Raw genomic sequence first — 19,527 nt, forward strand, 5'->3', positions numbered from 1 at the left:
CAAAGGTCGCTGGTCAAAATAAATTACACAGCTACTTTTGTTACACAGTTAATAATTTTGTCCCCACATAGCGAATTATTTCCGCTGCACCTTGATGAAACTTGCCTTCGTGCAAAGTAACTTCCTTGCAATACAAAATTTTGGTTTTCAAAGTTGAAAAATCTGCTTGCAACATTGTTTCTGAATAGAGTTGTGATATATCTTTAGGTCCTCCCGATGTCCGGCTATATTGCAAAGGATTAAAAGCTTCTAGAATGAGTGTACCTCCGGGTTTTAACCAACGAGCCATTTTTTGATGTACCTCAGCTCTTATTTCTTTAGGGAAATGTGTGTACATTAATGCAATCACAGAAAAGGACTCGATAGGATAATCTATCGTTTTTGCATCGCCCAGTTGATACTGAATTTTTACCTCGTTTTCAGTTGCCAGTTGTTGTGCTTTTTTCATACCCATTTCGCTCGAGTCAAACGCCTCTGTTTTCCACCCTTTGGTGGCCGCATATACCGCATTTCGCCCTTCTCCTTCACAGGGAAAAAGAATAGTCTCAGGCTGTAAACTGATTAGTTGTTCAACCAAAAACAGATTGGGCGTTTTTCCATACGCAAAATCGGTTTCCGCGTACCTTTTATTCCAAAAATCAACCATAGTTCTTAATTATTTTTGAAACCACATATTCAGGGCTATTCCGGCAAGGAGTAGGGCAAATATTTTTTTTAAAACTTCTTGAGGCAGTTGTGTTGCAAATTTTGCCCCAAAGAAACCACCTATGAAAAAGAATACAGCCAATAGGATTGCTGCTTTCACATTTACTTGACCATTATTGTAATATTGTAGTGCAGCTAATGCTCCAACCGGAAATACCATCATCATGAGGGTAGTGCCCTGTGCTAACTGTTGCGAATAGCCCATAAATAGCACAAGCGCAGGAATAATAATAATGGCACCTCCCAATCCCAACAAGCCACCAAAAATTCCTGCAATTGCACCAATTAACGCTATTAACGTTATTTGTTGAAATGCCATTTATGCTTCTTTCTTTTTTGTAGAAAAGCCAAATGGATAGTATAGCGGACAAAAACTGATAAAACTGGTTAAAATAAAAATGCCGGCCAATATCAATAATATTATGGCTGCAGTTCCAGAAATTTGATTGGTGTAATACAAGGCAGCAATTATTACTGCTGCAATGATTCTAACTGCCTTGTCGAGGTTACCCATGTTTGCTTTCATATATTTTTTTTTTAAGTGTTTAATTTATTTCAAAACAAAAGTGCAATTAAAATAATAGGAATACAGCAACTTTTGTTACATAAGAAATTAATTCTCTGGCTTCCATTTAACAAATCCACCTTTCAAATCATATACTTTACGGAATCCCTTTCTTTTGAGGGTTCTGGCTGCAAAAGGACTGCGGTGGCAGGTTTGACAGTATACAAATACAAGCTTGTTTCGGTTAAGTGTGTCTACTTCCTTTCCGAAGTTAAAATTCAAAAAACTGAAATTCCTTGCATTTGGAATATGTGCTGTATTAAATTCGCCTTTTGTGCGTACATCAATTAAGTAATATCCAATACTGTCATTCAACATTTTTGAATATTCCTGTGGAGGTAGTTTTTGATAGCTAAAATGTGCAGAATTGCGCACGGTGAAACACGAATGAAGGCTAAGGAGCACAAAAATTGTGAGGCAAAGGCGTAGAAATTTCATATGGAATTTTTGCGCGAATTTCAGCCATCAATAGCGCAAAATGTGCAACTTATGTTACAAGAGTGTAATTTTATTTCTCCCCAATACTACTAGTTTTTCATCTTCCATCTGTTTTAACAAACGCGAAACTACGACACGCGCAGTTCCTAGTTCATTTGCAAGCTGCTCATGTGTTACAATCAAAGTATGACTGCCGGTTAACGTACATTTTTTTTTGATGAAATCGAGTAAGCGCTCATCCATTTTTTTAAATGCTATATCATTCACCACCTCGAGTAATTCTTCGAAACGCTTATGATAAAGTCTAAAAATATAATCTAACCATTCTGGAAATTCCTGAATGAGCAAACTAACTTTTTCGATGGGAATGAATAATATCTCGGTTTCTTCTTCTGCAATTGCCTTTACTTTACTGGTATCGTGATGAATACCGCCCAAAAAAGACATGATACATGATTCGCCCGATTTTATGTAATAAAGTAAAATTTCTCTACCATCCGGTTCTGTTCGCATTACGCGGATACTGCCTCTTGTAACGATTGGAATAGCTTTGATATAGGAATTTTCATTTTGAATGACATCACCCTCTTCAAATACCTTTGAAAACCCATAAAGTGCCAGTTTTTCTCTAACGGCAGGCGAAGATTTAAATTCTATTATTTCAGTAAGTTCCATTGGGCTAAGTTAATCATCGCACGGGGAAATGAAAAATCAGTTTGAATTTATACTTTTGACAGTAAATTTTGAATTATGCAATCTACCATACAAAATAATTACTTAACGGTTTCTATCAACCACAAAGGGGCAGAGTTATGTAGTATCAAGAATAATGAGAAGCTGGAATTTATTTGGCAGGCAGATGAAAAATTTTGGCCACGCCATGCCCCAATTCTTTTTCCAATTGTTGGAAAACTAAAGGATTTTAAGTATCAGTATAAACGCTCTACATACACTTTACCACAACACGGTTTTGCTAGGGATAAAAATTTCTTTTTAAAATCGGTCAGTGATGATTTTGTTGTATTTTATTTAAACTCAGATGTCGAAACACAGGAAGTATTTCCGTTCGAATTTGAATTAATGGTGAGCTACGGCCTTATCAAAAACAAATTAATAATAGAATATAAGGTGAGTAATTTTGGTGCAGATGTGATGCCCTTTTCAATTGGTGCCCACCCTGGCTTTTGTTGCCCACTGCTTCCGGGCGAAAAATTTGAAGATTATAAATTGGTGTTCGACGAAAAGGAAACCTTGGAATGTAGCTTACTCGAAGGCGGTTTGTTTTCAGGTAAAACACAAAAATTCATAACCAACGCCAACGAAATTGAGCTAAATGCTAAAACGTTTGAAAAAGACGCGATTGTGCTGCAAAATTTCAAATCAAAGTTTATTACACTGCAATCCACCAAATCAAAACATGCAGTTAAGGTATCCATCGAAGGCTTTCCCTATTTAGGTTTGTGGGGTAAACCGGGCGCACCGTTTGTATGCATTGAGCCTTGGTTTGGATTAGCTGATAATGTGGATGCTTCCGGAAATTTAGAAACTAAAAAGGGAATTGTATTGCTCGAATCTCAGAAGAATTTTTCCTGTACCTATTCAATTGAATTAACATAACAGCGACACATTCTAAGCTCTTTTTGTATAGGGTTTACTATCTTATCAGAAGCACTTGGCCAACATAATTGTGGTTATTTCCTTCAAGATCGCGGCATGAGATTTTATAAATATATCCGTTCACCCCATAATCACCTTTAGAAAATAAGCCTTCACCTTTGCCATTCCACCCAACTGCCAGGTCGTTACTTCTAAAAATTTCATCCCCCAATCGATCAAAAATTATTAATTCATAATTTTTCTCAGAAATGCCAAATCCTACAGGTAAAAAAGTATCATTTCTATCATCACCATCAGGCGTAAATGCATTCGGAATATATAGCGTAAAGGTGCTTTCCACACAAACCAACTGTTGAAGAGTATCTTTGCACCCATTTACATTTTCAGCAATCAATTGTGTAGTAAAACATCCTGTATCCTGATAACTGTGCACTGGGCTAGTTTCTGTTGATGTAAACCCATCGCCAAAATCCCATACATAAGATTGTGCATATTGAGAACTTTGATTAAAATGTACTAAAGGATTAATAAGTGAAGGTGTTTCCGGAGAAAAAGTAAAGTCTGCAAGTGGCGAAGCATTTACAAACACATTGTAGGTAATTGCATTACCCAAACAACCTTGAAAAGTGGGAGTAAATTTTAATAAGCCGCTTTGTGTACTTCCTGTGTTATTATCGGCAATGAAAGAAGGCATATTGGTGCTTCCGCTTGATGATAAACCTATTGATGTATTTGAATTTGTCCATGATATGTTCGATGATGCAGGGGTTACGCTAATGGTGTTCGCCGGCACTAATTCGCCTGAGCATACTTGTAAATCTAGTAGTATTGATGTAATCTGAGGCGTTGGTTTTACAACAATTGAGAAATTGTTTGTAATCCCAACACATCCATGATAACTGGGTTGAACAGAAATGCTAGCCGAAATATTAGATTGTGTTGAATTTGTTGCTACAAAAGCTGAAATATTGCCACTTCCAGCTGCAATAAGTCCTATGGCTTGATTTGAGTTTGTCCAAGTACAAACAGAAGAAATAGGAAATGCATTAAAATTAATTGGAAGGGTTGAAGCACCATTACAAATTGACAAGCCGGATGGCGGCGTTACAACCGGTACAGGATTTACTTTTATAAAAACGGTATCGCTTACTACACAACCGCCCGGTCCGGTAATTTTAGCAATATAAATTTTGCTTAACCCGGGTGTTATAGTGGTAATAAAATTGTTTGAAAATCCCGGATTACTTGGTTCGTCCCAAATGCATGAATAACCGGGTAAATTTGGGCTGGCTTGCAAGGTGTAGTTAGCGCCACTACAAATTGAATCATCAGGTCCGGCACTTGCGACAAAAAAACCGGTAATAAACGCATTCACTTGTGTTCTTGCACTCACACAACCTCCCATATTTGTTTGAACAAAATAAATAGTATTTGTTGTTAAAGTCGGTGTGGAATAACTTACACCTGTAAACAAAGGGCTACCACCACTGGAAGCACTATACCATTCATAATTGCCACCGGGAGCAGTGGCCGTTAATTGAGCTGATGTATTTACACAAACAGTTGCATTTGCTACTGTGGGTGCCACCGGAGTGGGTTTTACGTCAATTGCAAAATTTTGTGTGACTCCAACACAAGCATTAAGAGTTGGAGTTACAAGCACTGTTGCCGACGCTAAACTACTGCCCGAGTTACTTGCAATAAAGGAAGGAATATTCCCAATTCCATTGGCGCTTAAGCCTATACCCGGATTGGAATTTTGCCATGTAATGGAAGCTCCAATTGGGTTACTGCTAAGTACAATTGGAGCTGAATTCTCTCCATTGCAAATTGATAGGGCAGCAGGTAACACAACAACCGGCTTGGGTTTTACAGATAAAGTAAAGTTTGATGTTGCACCGGCACACCCATTTAATACCGGTGTAACAGTAACCACACCTGATATTAGCGCGGAACTTGAATTAGATGCAGTAAACAATGGCGTATTACCGGTACCGCTGGGCGCCAAACCAATGCTGGGGTTTGAATTTGTCCACGAATAACTTGCACCCGAAGGAGTGCTGCTAAAGTTAGATGCCGAAAAAATTGCGCCGTCACAAACAGTTTGGTTGGTAGTTCCTATCAGGGCTGGTTGCGGATTTACCTCCATCAAAAAATTTGTACTTGAGCCAATGCAGCCATTCAAGGTTGGTGTAATAGAAATAGTACTCTGAAGAATCGTTGTTCCTGCGTTTGTAGCAGGAAATGAGCTGATGTTTCCTGCGCCATTTGCTGCTAAACCAATTGCGGTATTAGTGTTCGTCCATAGGTAACTCGCTCCTGCAGGAATACTGCTAAAGTTAACCGGTAAAAAATTGCTTCCGGCACAGGCAGTTTGCGTAACAGGTGCTATCGCTTGTGGTGTTGCTTTTACGATAATGTTATAATTCGACGGACTTCCAACACAGCCATTTAAAGTAGGTGTTACATTTATAGTGCCTGTTAAATCCGAATTACCACCGTTGGTTGTTGTAAAAGCTGGAATGTTGCCATTTCCACTTAATCCCATTCCAATACCATTTTCAGTGTTAGTCCATGAAAACGATGCACCAAGAGGAGTACTAACAAAATTTGTTGCAGGTACAAGTGTTCCAACACAATAGCTGCTTGATAATGGAATACTCACGGTGGGTTTAGGTTCAACACTAATAACATAATTTAATGCTGTACCGTTACATCCATTTAGAGAGGGTAATACATTAATATTTGCAAGTACTGCACTTGAACCAAAATTAATTGCAGAAAAAGATGGAACATTGCCTATTCCGTTAGAAGCAAGGCCTATTGAGATATCCGAATTAGTCCATACATAACTTGCCCCTGGAGGAATACTTGTAAAGGAAGAAGCAGTTGAATTACTCCCACTACACACCGAAACGTTTGATAGGGGTAAAAGTATTGGCTTAGCTGTTACGTTAATTTTTACAGTAGATGTTCCCACACAACCTCCAGTTTTGGATACGGTGACAGTATAAGTTGTTGTAGAAAGGGGAGCTACTGCCGGATTGCTTAGGTTACTGAAACCTGCATTACCCGGAGCATCCCAAACATAAGTATAAGCTGCTCCTTGAGGATTTGCTTGCAATTGGGCGACTGTGCCTTCACATATAGTATCGGGAAGTCCGGCATTAACTGTCATCACATTTGAGATAGTTACCGGTACAAGTGTTCGGCTGCTTTTACAAGTATTAATACTTGCTTGCACAAAATAATTTGTAGAAGCAGCTAACAAAGGTGTAGTAAAATTGGGACCGCTACTTAATAATGTTCCGCCCACGGCAAGGTCATACCATTCGATTGTTCCGGCTGGTGCTGATGCAGATAAATTTACAGCAGTATTAGGGCACTCTGTAATTCCAGTAGCGAGCGGTGCAACCGGCGTAGGATTAACTGTTATGGAATAATTGAATGGTGCACCGGTACACCCATTTAAAGTAGGTGTTACACTAATAGAAGCAACACTAGCAGATGCACCAGCGTTAACCGTCACAAATCCGGGAGTGTCTCCAATTCCATTTGCTGCAAGCCCAATCGTGCTATTAGAATTTGTCCATGAAAAGCTAGCCCCTAAAGGAACACTCGAAAAAGTTGATGCCGCTACAACAGCGCCATTGCATAAAATTTGATTCGACACAGGTGTCAATTCAGGGTTAGGATTTACAGTAATAGTATAATTACTTGCGGTTCCTACACAAGTATTGAGGCTTGGTGTTACACTTATAGTGGCAATACTTGCAGAAGAGGAAATATTGAGCGCGCTAAAAGCAGTAATGTTTCCTAAGCCATTGCCACTTAAGCCAATTGTTGAATTGGTATTTGTCCAACTAAAAGACGCACCGGGTGGAACACTTGTAAAATTTGCAGCGGGAATACTGCCACCTGGACATGCGATTTGATTCACCGGAGTTGAAACAGTTGGAAGTGGATTTACAGTAATGGTATAACTCACTGCAGTTCCATTACAACCGCCAAAATCGGGAGTTATGGTAATTGTTGAAATTTCAGGAACTGTTCCTGTATTTAGCGCTGTGAAAGATGGCACATCTCCAATTCCATTTACAGCTAAACCAATTGCTGTGTTATTATTGGTCCATGTATAATTTGTTCCTGCCGGACTACTCACAATATTGTTGATAGGAATTAATGTTCCTGCGCAAACACTTTGGTTAAGTGGCGCGCTAACACTTGCTGTGGGGGCAACCGACAGACTATATGTATCACTGGTTCCTACACATCCATTTTGAGTTGGTGTTACTGTAATTGTTGCATTAAGATACGCGTTGGTTGAATTACTAGCTACAAAGGGAGGAAGGTTCCCAGTGCCGCTTGCCCCTAATCCAATGGAGCTATTACTGTTTGTCCAAGAAAAGCTTGCTCCGGCAGGACTGCTAGAAAAAGCTGAACTGGCAACATTTGCGCCGGTGCACACAATTTGATTAGATAGTCCGCTTACCACAGGCAATGGTTTCACTGTGATGCTATAGGTTCCGGGAGTACCTGTGCAACCATTTAATGTAGCTGAAACCGAAATCGTTCCAGCGCTATTACTCGAACCGGGATTACTGGCTAAAAAAGCAGGAATAGCACCACTACCGGAGGAAGCCAATCCTATTGCTGCATTACTATTGGTCCATGCAAAAGTTGCTCCCGCGGGAACACTCGTAAAATTTAAAAGCGGTGAATTTACTCCTGAGCATATACTTTGATTCGCTGGTAGCACGACAACTGGAGATGCATTTAAACTAATCGTATAGGTACTGGCAATTCCTACACAACCTGCAAGCGTTGGAATAACTGTAATGTTGCCTAAAATTGGTGTAGTTCCCGCATTGGTACTCGTAAATGCCGGAATATTACCTGACCCACTTGCGCCCAAACCAATTGAAGTATTATCATTGGTCCAACTAAAGCTTGCCCCAGCTGGTGAACTCGTAAAATTGGTAGCAGCTACCGGGGTGCCATCGCATAACAATTGATTTGAAGGTACACTTGCAGTTATTCTTCCCTTCACGGTTACACTATAAACTGTTGCTGTTCCCGGGCAACCATTGTAAGCCGGAGTAACAGTTATGTTGCCAATTATTGCGGAGTTTGTTGAATTGGTTGCAGTAAACGAATTAATATTGCCAATGCCGCTGGCACCAATTCCAATAGCAGTGTTATTATTTGCCCAAGCATAGGTAACACCTGAATATGGGCTGGTATAAGCAGGTGCCGCAACGAGTGATCCTTCACATATACTTTGATTGGCAATTATATTCATGGTAACCTTATTCATTACCGAAATATTATAATTTGATGCTATACCGGCACACCCGTTTAAAGTTGGCGTTACAGAAATATTTGAAGTTATAGGAAAAGTTGAACCATTGACAGTAGTATAGGCTGGAAGATTGCCCACTCCGCTTGCCACAAGCCCCATAAAATAGGTATATACATTTGTCCAAGTATAAGTTGCACCAGGCGGATTACTAATCCAATTGCTAGCAGGAACATTGTCTCCAATACAATAAGTTTGATTGCTGGTGCCCACTACAACAGGTTTTGGCTTAACGGTGATACTATAACTGACCGCTGAACCCACACATGAATTTAAGGTAGGAGTAATAGTTACATTACCACTAATAGAAGTTAAGCCTAAGTTTTGCGTCATAAACGCAGGAACATTTCCACTTGCGTTTGAAGCCAAACCAATTGTTGTATTATCATTCACCCAAGAATAACTTGCTCCAACAGGATTGCTCACTAAAACCGGTGATGCAACAATATTTCCCGGACAAGTAATTTGATTTACCGGTGCGGCTATCGTTGGACTTGGCTTAACAGTTATTGTAAAACTGGAGAGAATTCCTGAACACAAACCATTACTTGGTGTGATAGTGATGGTGGAAACAATATTTGCAGCGGTATTATTTACTGCCGCAAACGATGATACATCACCCACGCCATTTGCCGCTAAGCCAATTGCCGGATTGCTATTGGTCCAAGAAAAGACAGTTCCAGTATTAACACTTGTAACCGGCACAATAGGAGAAATTGCTCCGTTGCACACACTTTTATTAGAGATGGGAGTAACAGTTGGATCTGCTAAAACTGTAATGGTGAAATTAGCTCCATTACCGGTGCAACCATTTAATGTTGGTAATACTGTAATGGCAGCATTAATTGGGAAAGCCATTGCGTTTGTTGTGGTAAATGCCGGAAGATCGCCACTACCGCTTGCTCCAAGTCCTACTGAGTAGGTAAACACATTTGTCCAACTGTAAGTGGCTCCGGGCGGTGAGCTTACAAATGCACTTGCAGGAACAGCCACGCCTTTACAATAGGATTGGTTCGAAAAATTTGTGATGCTAGGTTTAGGTTTTACCGTAACTGTAAAATTTAAGCTGCTTCCAACACATCCACTGTTTGTAGGTGTAATGGTTATTGTTCCTGAAATATTTACTAGTCCTGGATTAGCGGCTCCAAAAGCCGTTGTATTTCCTGTGCTACCGGCTCCTAGTCCAATATTAATGTTCGTATTAGACCAGGTATAAGTGGTGGCGACCAAATTACTTGTTAGCGTACTTGCAGGTACCACATTTCCCGGGCAAACCGTTTGTGTTGATGGCATTCCCCCAGTTATGGTTGGTCTAGGTTTAACGATAAAATTAAATGTTGTGATTGCGCCAATACATGCCCCTAGGGTCGGTGTAACTGTAATGGTGGCAATTATTGGTGTTAGTCCTATGCAGGTGGCGGTAAATGCAGGAATATCACCAATGCCATTTGCTGCCAAGCCTATTGAAGGATCGCTATTTGTCCAAGTATATGTTGCTCCGGCAGGGGAACTTGCAAAAGCAGTTAATGGCACATTGCTGCCATCACAGGTAATTATGTTCGAAATTGGAATAACAGTAACGCAGGGTGTGAACAACAAATTGTTTGCTGCGCCTGCATTTGAAGCATGTCCGGCATGAGCTGAAAAAATACTCAGCAATAAAATAAGAATGGATAGGCAATATTTATTCAAAACTCCTTTTTTTGTCAATACAATTTACAAGGATAGTAATTTTGGTTAAAATTCCAAAATTTATCTTGCTGATTTATAGATAGATATTCTAATTTAAACCTTGATAAAAGCAGGTTTACGAGAATTGTCGACAAAATGTTACTATTCGTCTTTAATCTAATGCAGGCAGGTGTTTCAATGTCATTAGATAGGAAGGCTTGTAATGAGTACAAAAAACTTATCGAAACTTATTATTGTTTAAAAAAGCTATCAATGAATTCATTTTTATTGAAAACCTGTAAATCGTCCATTTTTTCGCCAACACCAATGTATTTAACCGGAATTTTAAATTGATCGGAAATGCCAATCACCACGCCGCCTTTAGCTGTTCCGTCAAGCTTTGTAAGTGCTAATGCATTTACATCAGTGGCGGCTGTAAATTGTTTGCATTGCTCAATTGCATTTTGACCGGTAGAAGCATCCAGTACAAGCAAAATTTCGTGAGGTGCATCCGGAACAATTTTTTGCATCACTTTTTTAATCTTACTTAATTCATTCATCAGGTTCACCTTGTTGTGCAAGCGACCAGCTGTATCAATTATTACTACGTCGGCTTCCTTGGCTACAGCCGATTTAAGTGTATCGAATGCTACAGAAGCGGGGTCGGCATTCATACCTTGTGAAACAATGGGAACACCAACTCTTTCGGACCAAATAGTAAGTTGGTCAACAGCAGCTGCACGAAAGGTATCGGCAGCGCCCAGTATAACAGATTTCCCTGCTTTTTTAAACTGATGTGCCAGCTTTCCGATGGTAGTAGTTTTACCCACTCCATTCACCCCAACAACCATTATTACGTATGGTTTGTGGCCAACAGGAACAGTAAATTCAAGTAAATCGGTGGTATTATTTTCCGAAAGAAGGGCGGCAATTTCTTCTTTCATAATGTCATTTAATTGAGCCGTTCCCACGTATTTGTCTTTAGATACGCGGCTTTCAATGCGTTCAATAATTTTAAGCGTGGTGCTCACACCCAAATCGGAGGAGATTAAGATTTCCTCCAGGTTATCCAACACTTCTGCATCCACAGTTGATTTACCAACGATGGCTTTAGCAAGTTTGGAGAAGATGGAAGTTTTGGTTTTTTCTAATCCTTTATCTAAGCTTTCTTTTTTTTCTTTCGAAAAGAAACTAAATAATCCCATGTATTTTGTTGTTTTTGGATGAATGTTATTGCTTCGGATGGGTATTTACGCTGTTAATACAGGAAACAGAAAAAGCTTCTTCCCGATGGAAAGAAGCTTTTTATAATACCTACCAATTCAAAGATTAGGGTTTGAAAAAATCTTTGATGTGGTCGTTGTGAACGATTTCTTCTTTAAAGGTAAAGGCTCCTGTTTTTGGAGATTTCACCATTTTAATCACTTTGGTAAAGTTGTTTCCTTTACCTGATTTTAGCGTTGCAACTACTTTCTTAGCCATTGTTTATTAGTTTTTGGATTCGGATGTTGGTGTATTGATAAAGCATCAATGCCCTGAAATCTGAAACCGATTATTTAATTTCTTTGTGAACTGTTTTTTTCTTCAAAATCGGGTTGAATTTTTTCAACTCAATTCGGTCAGGACTATTTCTTTTGTTTTTTGTAGTGATGTAACGCGAAGTTCCCGGCTTGCCGCTGTCTTTGTGCTCAGTACACTCTAAAATTACCTGAATTCTGTTGCCTTTTTTTGCCATCTTTTCTTAATTTTTTTAGGCGATGTACCGCTTTTATCTAGCAGTTAAACCACTCACCAATAAGCTTTAACAATTATCCCCTTTTTTAAATGGGGATGCAAATGTAATATTTTTATCTAAATAAGTAAACAACCTCGTGAATTTTTATTTTTTTGAGAAAAATGTTCGAATTTGAGGCGTTCATTCCTCACCTTCCTAAACAATGGAGAAACAGAAAATTCTAATTGAGTGGTTGTACCACTCATTTTATGCCGGTAAAAGTCTAATTTTTTTCAAGAACCTTCGTTCCGCCTTTTCTGTATCCAACCTAATTCCTGCGAAAACTAAAAACTTTCGATTGTTATAGTCGATTAAGAGATTATTTGTGGAGTAATTTATTAAATTCTCATTTATGAAGAAAAGGCCGATGAAATACTTTCTCTTATCGTATCTAATCGCAAATCGAGTATTTAATTTATCAATAAAAGCTGCCTTTTGCTTAATTGATATTTGATTCAGGAGTTTTTGATCTGTAAAATCAATTCCAATACCATTAATAATAGAACCAGTTAAAATGAAATGCTTTTTTAAAACTAAAGAATAACCATATCCGGTATTGATTCCCATGCTTTGAAAGCGAATGGCATTTGTAGTTGCCAAGTCTTTAAAATTTGATTGAATCAAGGAAGGAGTCAGTGTTTGTGTATTGCTTAGATTTAAATAAGTGTAAAATAGCCCAACTATTCCCGAACCTGCAGATTTTTTTTGAATTTCGGTAAAAGTAAAGGAGCCACGAAAAGAAAACTTTTTGTAGTTGAAAATATAGCTGCTGGATAGTCCAAACGCATATAACTTCGCATTTGGCAGGAGCATAAAATTTTGTCCTGTGACTAATTTATAATTCGGAAATGCATTGCTGTTTTTAATATAAAACCCTTCATAATTTAGATAATAAGTATCGGTTACTATTTTTTTTCCGTAAAAATTAAAATTTAAGTCAATATGCTTTCGCGTTTTTCCTTTCTCACTATATCCTTTTTGTTTAAATGAAATACCGGTATTCAGCACTAAGGTGGCAAAACGATTGCTGAACATAAAACCGAGCACATAATTATCATTTGGCTGAAATATTAGTTTTTCAGATTTTGAAGTGTTGCTGTTTTCTTCCAGGCTTATTCCCTGCGTTTTTAAAATAAAGGGCAATGAAACTATTGTTTTATGTTTAAGTGAATGAAAATAAAGTGTATCCGTTTTTTTAATAGAATCATTGTAAAGTATATGTACAAATTTTCGATGCGGGAGCAGCATAAATTTCACAAATGAACTTTCTTTTTTTAAAGAGTCTGTTTGAGAAAAAGCCGCAGAAGGTGGGATGAAGAGAAGAATTAGGAGAAGGAAAGGGTAAAGTGATTTATTGTTTTTCAATGCAATACTTATTTTCAATTCATTTAATGTTTGATTTCAACCATTTGTTTCAACAAGCCTTACTTTACACTGCCCTTTGTAATGTTTGATTTACTTTGCCAACTGCTTCAGGCCAATGGAGTCCAAAATAAATAATTTATAGCTAAGTACGTCCTAAGCTAAATAAATTTCTATTCCCTTAGCTTGAATATTTACGAGCGAAAATTAGCAACTCGAGCGGTTTTCAGGCATGGAATTCACCTCTCGTGCAACTCTTTTTGACTTGAGTGTTTTTATAAATTTTTTTGCCGAATCGATTTTTCCTTCAGCAACGCCATTAAGGTTTTGCACAAGTTAATAGTTTACCTTCATTCCAATCCTAACAGATATAGGCTTTTAAAATAAGCACATGCAAAACGCACAAAACCCGGAAGAATTAGCTTTCGGGTTTTGTTAAATAAAAATATATAAATTTAAAATGATCGCCTTTCTTTAAAAATTCTTATTCAGAATCCCCCTTCGACTCCGCTCAGGAGGACAAAGTGTTTCAATATTATCAGAATATTTAAGAGGCTAATCAACACATCAGTTAATCATCCTTCGACTCCGCTCAGGATGACAAGGTGTTTCAATATTATCAGAATATTTAATCGGCTAATCGGCTAATTAGCTAATCAACACATCAGCTAATCATTCAAATACAATCTTCCCACTATAACTCTTAGTCCCATTGCTTAGCACCGCATTATACAAGCCTTTGGCTTCTGCTTCCAAACTGAGTTTTATTTTACCTTCATTCATCTCTAGTTTTTTTTGTTGGATGAGTTTGCCGGAGCTGTTGTAAATGCTAAGTACCAGGTTTTTCTCATGCAAAAATTCATCGGGTACGGTAATATTGCATTTGCCTTCGTTGGGGTTGGCGTGGATGAAGAGTTGGTTGTTTGTACTTCGACGTGGATCGGGAATTCCGGTGATGGCGTCGTGTTTGGCGATGAAGATATCGCCTGCTCCAAATGTGATGAATGATGAATTTGCAATTGTTATGTTGTAGTAAAATTCTGAGCCTAAATAGAAACTTCCGTTTGGACCGACAGATATTTTGACACCTACAGCATTTGGCACTTGCGTTATTCCCATACAATGACCTAAGGAGTCATATCTTGTAACGAATATTTCATTTGGGCTTGATGAGTTAATGGAAAAAGAATCAAGAGTCAATGCGCCAGAAAAGCTTCCCCCTATATATGTACTACCGTCTAATGCAGTTGAGATAGCACCACTAGTAACATCGTTGGTAGAACCTGATTGTTTTACCCATATGAGATTACCTAAAGAGTTATATTTTGCAATAAACATATCATAATTAGGGTTAGTGAGTGAAATTGTTCCGAAGTTAAGGCTATCCTTAAAAGTTCCTGCAATAAAAAAATTACCAGACGAGTCAACATCTAATGTTGCAAACAAGTAATTTTTGGCTTTTACTGGTTTATACCAAAGAATATTTCCAAAATTATCAAATTTAGCAAAAAGCATATTTTTTGTAGAAGTTGAAATATAAATTGAGCTATCAATCCAAACTGTATCATTTGTTGTTCCAAATAGAGAGTAAATTGAGTTATTAGCAAAAAAGAGTTTTCCTGATCCCGTATTTTTCCCAATATTCTTTGCCCAAACAGCATTTCCATCTTGGTCTAATTTAGCCCAAAAGAAGCCAGCAGTAATACTGACACTGTCGATATAAAGTAAATTATTAGTATATCCTGACAAATAGATATCACCTGTTAGGTTACAGGAAACAGAAGCGGAAGCCGAGACCCCAATATTTCCATAGGTTTTTGACCATAAGAATGTTCCACTAAAATCAATTTTGGTAACGAAAAGTGTACCCATTCCGTTTAAGGTTACATTTCCAAAAGTAGCGCCCCCCCAAAGTTGCCCTGTTATAATGATGGAACTAGTAAAAGTGTCTATTTCCAAGCCATAAGAATATTCGCAATTTGCACAATTTGAACCTCCTTGATTTGGATTACTTCCGCCGAGGCTACGTGTCCATAAGATTGAGCCACTACTTGAGTATTTTGCGATAAAAATTTGATTTACACCAATATTATAAACCGTATCAGTATCGAATAACATATACGGAGCCCATGGATTATTTGTACTGAACTGCCCTAAAACATAGACATTTCCGATATTGTCTGTACAAACACTTGAAATGTTTTCAACAGAAACGCTTCCTGCACGTTTTGCCCATTGCCAGTTTTGAGCATTAGAGGTGGCTGATGGAATGAGACAAATAAAGAGAAGGAATAAACGGGTTTTCATAGATTAAATGTAACAATAAAAATTATAGTTAATTCCATCAATAATGCTTCTCTTCAATTTCAGCATTCAACCAAATCCCTTCTCAAAATAATAAGCTTTCTAAAAATCAGGTTCCAATCCACCCCCTGCCCCCGCCGGCGGGGGATATAAAAATTTCCGAAGCAGCTTTCTCAAAAATTCTCATGCTTTAACTAGTCAAAAGCAAATCCTGAAAAATCATAATCATCTTAAAAAATCAGCGTTCCAATCCACCCCCTGCCCCCGCCAGCGGGGGATACAAAAATTCGTTAATCCGCATCCCCCTTCTACACCGCTCAGCCAGACTATCAATATTAAACCAGATAATCAAGAAATCAACTATCAAGAAATCGGCAAATCGGCTTATCAACACATCAGCTAATCGGCTAATCAACACATCAGCTAATCATCCTTCGACTCCGCTCAGGATGACAAGGTGTTTCAATATAGCAAAGCATTTAATCGGCTAATCACCCTTCGACTCCGCTCAGGATGACATTCTAGCTAATCACCCTTCGACTCCGCTCAGGATGACAAGATGTTTCAATAGTATCAGAATATTTAATCGGCTAATCGGCTAATCAACACATCACCGCCTTTGTTCAAAAAATCCCTGTTCTTTCATTAACTGTTCAATTTCAGCGGCAGCGCGAGGAAGGGAACCTGATAGATTTTCGGGATCACCGCTGGTAATTAGGATATCGTCTTCGATGCGGATGCCAATGTTCCACCATTTTTTATCGCAGGGTGAACCTTCGGGGATATATATTCCGGGTTCTACAGTGATTACATTGCCGGCTTGCAGCAAGGCGCGTGTGTTTGGGTCATGCGCATCCAAGCCCAAGAAATGTGAGGTGCCATGCATGAAGTAGCTGCGGTATTCGCTTTCGTTTTTAGTTATTCCAAGGGCATGCAGACCAGCTTGAATAACTTTAGTAGCGGCTGCGTGCGTTGCATAAAAGCTGTTTCCTGCCCGACAGGCTGCAATTCCAGCTTCCTGTGCTGCAAGTACTAACTCATAAATTGCTTTTTCATCGGCACTAAAACTACCATCCACCGGAAGGGTACGCGTAATGTCGGCTGTATAGCCATGGTATTCGGCACCGGCATCGATAAGCAAAAGCTCTTGCTCCTTCATTTTTTACGATTGCTGCTGTAATGCAAAATGCAACTGTTTTCGCCACTTCCCACAATGGAAGGGTATCCGGGCGCTTCAGCACCTTCGTTTTTAAACACATATTCCAAAATAGCTTGTGCTTGGTATTCGTTCATTCCGCTGTCCAACGCTTTCATTAATTCGAGATGTGCCTTGCAAGAAATGTTGATGGCTTTGCGCATCAATGCTATTTCTTCGGCTTGCTTCACTTCACGCAATTTGCTCATAATGGTATTTAGTGCGCCGCTATGTATATTACTTTTACCCGATTCGGCCAACATGGTGGTGAAACGGTTTTGCATACTGAGCAAGTCAATCGCTGCGCCTTCTTCGGCATCCACGGCTAACAAGGGAGCCATATAAATAGCTTCTAATTTATCCAACGAAAGTTGAAAGTTTTGAAATTCAGTATTTTTTAAAATCATTTGAATTCCAAGTATTTTCTTGGCTTCACTTGTTCCCAGTATGCGGCCGGTCCACAATTCTTTCGAGGAGGTGCGCTCTTCCAAAAACAAGATTTCATTAAAATTTTGGCCATTCAACTCCTGCATTTCTGAAAAAACAAGGAGAATTGAATTTGGCTCTGTGTGCCCGCTGAGGTAATAAAAATTAGGGTCTTGATGAAACTCAAAATCGGTATCGCCAGAACGGTTACGCACCGGATTTGAAAAAAACACAGCCAAGGCATTCGGCGGTAATTCCTTACGCAGGGCCGCTCGACGTCCGGCATGGAATTCTTTGGTGAGCAAATCGGTATCGTATCGGTAATTACTTTTTATTGCGGTGTTGGAAGAATTGTTTTGTCCGCTAGCCCAGTGAAAAATCAACAGCAAAACTATATTTAGTTTTAATTTTAAAGGAATCATGTGGAGATGAAAATTATGTTTGACGCTAAATCTAATTTTGAAAATAGTTTTGAAATGTTTATCCAGTGAATGGATGTACAACTCCTTAACTTATTTCCATAACACAAACTTACAGTATAGCGGGGATAAAAAAAAGCGCTGCTACAAAGTAACAGCGCTTAATAGGTTATAATGGCCTCAGCTTATTTGCTTAAATGCCCTTTTTCACGTGCAGTTTTCATCACTGCAGAAATCCCTTTTTTGTGAATGTTGCGAAGTGCAGAGGTAGATACTTTTAAAGTAACCCAAGAACCATCTTCGGGAACAAAGAATTTTTTAACCACCAAATTCGGATTAAATTTTCTTTTTGTCTTTTTATTAGAGAAAGAAACTTTGTTTCCTACTATAGCTTTTTTGCCTGTTAAATCGCAGATACGTGACATTTTCTTGTTGTTTAATTAGTCTGTTTTTTAAAAACGGAGTGCAAATAACGTAAAATTTATTGTAAAAATCAAAATCCAGCAATAATTATTCTTGCATCTTTCTAAAATCGCACTCCAAGACATACTGTTGACGGGCATTTATAAGGAATTGCTCCAGTTTTTTTAAATTGTGTTTCGATAGCATTTTTGGATGGGAGATAAAATGCATGATTTTGCTTGATTTTAAATACTTATAATAGAGTGGAAGTTTAATGCTATTGAGTAATTCCAAAGAAACCATTTCGCCTTGTGGCAGCATCCGCGGATTGCTTTCATCATTAGACGTAGCCACCACACCATTTCCATCGCCAATGGAGCGATTTCCGGTTTTCCACAAGTATTTAAGTAAAAATTTATTGGCCAATTGATGGGCTTTAGGAATGTGAATAACCGAAATGGAATTTGAGTGAAACTCCCATGGGGTGAAGTTCCACTACCTCATTTTCAAAGTATACAGCGGTAACTGAGGTGCAGTTTCAAAATCATAAAACTGGGCACTGCTTAAAATTTTTAAGCCCGGCAACACTGAAATCATACTTAATATGATGTCTTTTAAAATGGGGGATAAAAATCACTAAAAGGCTGAATGCACCAGCCCCCGGCGCGATAGCCATCTAATGCATAATTTGGTTGAATGGGTTGAATTATTGCTTCCAGAATATTGATCGATTGGTCAAAAAGAGAAGTGCGCTCGGCTTCCGAAATGGCGTGAAAGCGATATTTGGCAATATTGCTCAAACTCAGCTATTGCTGCCTTTGTTGTACTCAGCATCCAGCCAATGTGGATGAATGTGTGGAAACACATAGTGCTTTTTTTGTATCAACAACTGCAATTGAGCGCTGATGTTGTCAAAATCTTCTTTAGCGGCTAAGGAAGATTTTGACATTTCTTTGAGTCGAATTAAATAGGTGGTATCTACAAAAAAAATAGCTGCATGAATTTTATGGCGGTCAAAAATAGAAATGAGTTTGTTCGTTGGCTCTATCATGCACTTTGCAGAGCCACTTCTTTCGCCAAGAAACAACTCGTAATCAAAAGTGAAGACAAAGATTCTTTTTAGGACTCATTTTTAAGCCTTCTTATTTAATGCAAGAAAGAATAATTTGGTTTTTTAGCAGGTATAAATGAATAGAAAATTAAGAAAGTTTAAATAAATGGGAGCAAAAATAGAGAATAGCCGAACATCTTTTCTTCCATACATCGGCACAAACGCAATGCCTTGGTACT

The 19,527-nt window shown here is 38.5% G+C and carries 18 protein-coding genes; 1 reads left to right on the forward strand and 17 read right to left on the reverse strand.

The window, feature by feature from the left end; translation table 11 throughout:
• Positions 1 to 40 precede the first annotated feature (40 nt).
• The 5 genes from IPP32_14050 to IPP32_14070 form a co-directional block, all read right to left on the reverse strand.
• Complete coding sequence (locus tag IPP32_14050; protein ID MBL0049204.1) at positions 41 to 646, reverse strand: class I SAM-dependent methyltransferase; 606 nt, start codon at positions 644 to 646, stop codon at positions 41 to 43.
• 9 nt (positions 647 to 655) lie between these two features.
• Positions 656 to 1,024, reverse strand: coding sequence for a sulfite exporter TauE/SafE family protein (locus IPP32_14055; GenBank protein MBL0049205.1), 369 nt, complete (start codon positions 1,022 to 1,024; stop codon positions 656 to 658).
• Entirely contained in the window at positions 1,025 to 1,231 is a 207-nt protein-coding gene (locus IPP32_14060) for a DUF2892 domain-containing protein (GenBank protein ID MBL0049206.1), read from the reverse strand. It abuts the gene before it with no gap.
• Between the two features lie 87 nt (positions 1,232 to 1,318).
• Positions 1,319 to 1,708: a rhodanese-like domain-containing protein gene (locus IPP32_14065; GenBank protein ID MBL0049207.1), complete on the reverse strand. Its 390-nt coding sequence runs from the start codon at positions 1,706 to 1,708 to the stop codon at positions 1,319 to 1,321.
• Positions 1,709 to 1,762: 54 nt separating this feature from the next.
• Positions 1,763 to 2,383 carry a Crp/Fnr family transcriptional regulator gene (locus IPP32_14070; protein MBL0049208.1) on the reverse strand — a complete coding sequence of 207 codons (621 nt, stop codon included), beginning with the start codon at positions 2,381 to 2,383 and terminating at the stop codon, positions 1,763 to 1,765.
• 75 nt (positions 2,384 to 2,458) lie between these two features.
• Here IPP32_14070 and IPP32_14075 point away from each other — a divergent pair, with 75 nt between their 5' ends.
• Positions 2,459 to 3,325 (forward strand): aldose 1-epimerase family protein, encoded by an 867-nt coding sequence (locus IPP32_14075; GenBank protein ID MBL0049209.1) that lies wholly within the window; start codon positions 2,459 to 2,461, stop codon positions 3,323 to 3,325.
• A 37-nt stretch (positions 3,326 to 3,362) separates the two neighbouring features.
• Here IPP32_14075 and IPP32_14080 read toward each other — a convergent pair whose 3' ends face one another.
• The 12 genes from IPP32_14080 to IPP32_14135 all read right to left on the reverse strand — a co-directional run bounded on the left by IPP32_14080 (position 3,363) and on the right by IPP32_14135 (position 19,288).
• A complete protein-coding gene (locus IPP32_14080; GenBank protein ID MBL0049210.1) occupies positions 3,363 to 10,376 on the reverse strand; it encodes a gliding motility-associated C-terminal domain-containing protein in 7,014 nt (2,337 codons plus the stop codon).
• Positions 10,377 to 10,606: 230 nt separating this feature from the next.
• On the reverse strand, positions 10,607 to 11,560 hold the full coding sequence (gene ftsY / locus IPP32_14085) for a signal recognition particle-docking protein FtsY (protein MBL0049211.1): 954 nt from the start codon (positions 11,558 to 11,560) through the stop codon (positions 10,607 to 10,609).
• A gap of 124 nt (positions 11,561 to 11,684) precedes the next feature.
• Complete coding sequence (locus tag IPP32_14090) at positions 11,685 to 11,837, reverse strand: DUF4295 domain-containing protein (GenBank protein MBL0049212.1); 153 nt, start codon at positions 11,835 to 11,837, stop codon at positions 11,685 to 11,687.
• A 70-nt stretch (positions 11,838 to 11,907) separates the two neighbouring features.
• Complete coding sequence (gene rpmG, locus IPP32_14095) at positions 11,908 to 12,090, reverse strand: 50S ribosomal protein L33 (GenBank protein MBL0049213.1); 183 nt, start codon at positions 12,088 to 12,090, stop codon at positions 11,908 to 11,910.
• Between the two features lie 246 nt (positions 12,091 to 12,336).
• Positions 12,337 to 13,512: a DUF4421 family protein gene (locus IPP32_14100; protein MBL0049214.1), complete on the reverse strand. Its 1,176-nt coding sequence runs from the start codon at positions 13,510 to 13,512 to the stop codon at positions 12,337 to 12,339.
• Positions 13,513 to 14,163: 651 nt separating this feature from the next.
• Entirely contained in the window at positions 14,164 to 15,798 is a 1,635-nt protein-coding gene (locus IPP32_14105; protein MBL0049215.1) for a T9SS type A sorting domain-containing protein, read from the reverse strand.
• A 607-nt stretch (positions 15,799 to 16,405) separates the two neighbouring features.
• Positions 16,406 to 16,954 (reverse strand): M24 family metallopeptidase, encoded by a 549-nt coding sequence (locus tag IPP32_14110; protein MBL0049216.1) that lies wholly within the window; start codon positions 16,952 to 16,954, stop codon positions 16,406 to 16,408.
• Positions 16,951 to 17,838, reverse strand: a complete 888-nt coding sequence (locus tag IPP32_14115; protein MBL0049217.1) for an aminopeptidase P N-terminal domain-containing protein — start codon at positions 17,836 to 17,838, stop codon at positions 16,951 to 16,953. The genes IPP32_14110 and IPP32_14115 overlap by 4 nt, the downstream gene beginning before the upstream one ends.
• 182 nt (positions 17,839 to 18,020) lie before the next feature.
• A complete protein-coding gene (locus tag IPP32_14120; GenBank protein ID MBL0049218.1) occupies positions 18,021 to 18,260 on the reverse strand; it encodes a 50S ribosomal protein L28 in 240 nt (79 codons plus the stop codon).
• Between the two features lie 85 nt (positions 18,261 to 18,345).
• On the reverse strand, positions 18,346 to 18,663 hold the full coding sequence (locus IPP32_14125; protein ID MBL0049219.1) for a hypothetical protein: 318 nt from the start codon (positions 18,661 to 18,663) through the stop codon (positions 18,346 to 18,348).
• Positions 18,664 to 18,851: 188 nt separating this feature from the next.
• Complete coding sequence (locus IPP32_14130; protein ID MBL0049220.1) at positions 18,852 to 19,037, reverse strand: hypothetical protein; 186 nt, start codon at positions 19,035 to 19,037, stop codon at positions 18,852 to 18,854.
• A gap of 2 nt (positions 19,038 to 19,039) precedes the next feature.
• Positions 19,040 to 19,288 (reverse strand): hypothetical protein, encoded by a 249-nt coding sequence (locus IPP32_14135; GenBank protein ID MBL0049221.1) that lies wholly within the window; start codon positions 19,286 to 19,288, stop codon positions 19,040 to 19,042.
• Between the last annotated feature and the right edge of the window lie 239 nt (positions 19,289 to 19,527).

The organism is Bacteroidota bacterium, from assembly GCA_016721765.1.
Classification (GTDB): Bacteria; Bacteroidota; Bacteroidia; order UBA4408; family UBA4408; genus UBA4408.

Coding starts and splice junctions, on each gene's coding strand:
- IPP32_14050 (MBL0049204.1), bottom strand. CDS start 646: ATGGTTGATTTTTGGAATAAAAGGTACGCGGAAACCGATTTTGCGTAT.
- IPP32_14055 (MBL0049205.1), bottom strand. CDS start 1,024: ATGGCATTTCAACAAATAACGTTAATAGCGTTAATTGGTGCAATTGCA.
- IPP32_14060 (MBL0049206.1), bottom strand. CDS start 1,231: ATGAAAGCAAACATGGGTAACCTCGACAAGGCAGTTAGAATCATTGCA.
- IPP32_14065 (MBL0049207.1), bottom strand. CDS start 1,708: ATGAAATTTCTACGCCTTTGCCTCACAATTTTTGTGCTCCTTAGCCTT.
- IPP32_14070 (MBL0049208.1), bottom strand. CDS start 2,383: ATGGAACTTACTGAAATAATAGAATTTAAATCTTCGCCTGCCGTTAGA.
- IPP32_14075 (MBL0049209.1), top strand. CDS start 2,459: ATGCAATCTACCATACAAAATAATTACTTAACGGTTTCTATCAACCAC.
- ftsY (MBL0049211.1), bottom strand. CDS start 11,560: ATGGGATTATTTAGTTTCTTTTCGAAAGAAAAAAAAGAAAGCTTAGAT.
- IPP32_14090 (MBL0049212.1), bottom strand. CDS start 11,837: ATGGCTAAGAAAGTAGTTGCAACGCTAAAATCAGGTAAAGGAAACAAC.
- rpmG (MBL0049213.1), bottom strand. CDS start 12,090: ATGGCAAAAAAAGGCAACAGAATTCAGGTAATTTTAGAGTGTACTGAG.
- IPP32_14105 (MBL0049215.1), bottom strand. CDS start 15,798: ATGAAAACCCGTTTATTCCTTCTCTTTATTTGTCTCATTCCATCAGCC.
- IPP32_14110 (MBL0049216.1), bottom strand. CDS start 16,954: ATGAAGGAGCAAGAGCTTTTGCTTATCGATGCCGGTGCCGAATACCAT.
- IPP32_14115 (MBL0049217.1), bottom strand. CDS start 17,838: ATGATTCCTTTAAAATTAAAACTAAATATAGTTTTGCTGTTGATTTTT.
- IPP32_14120 (MBL0049218.1), bottom strand. CDS start 18,260: ATGTCACGTATCTGCGATTTAACAGGCAAAAAAGCTATAGTAGGAAAC.
- IPP32_14135 (MBL0049221.1), bottom strand. CDS start 19,288: ATGATAGAGCCAACGAACAAACTCATTTCTATTTTTGACCGCCATAAA.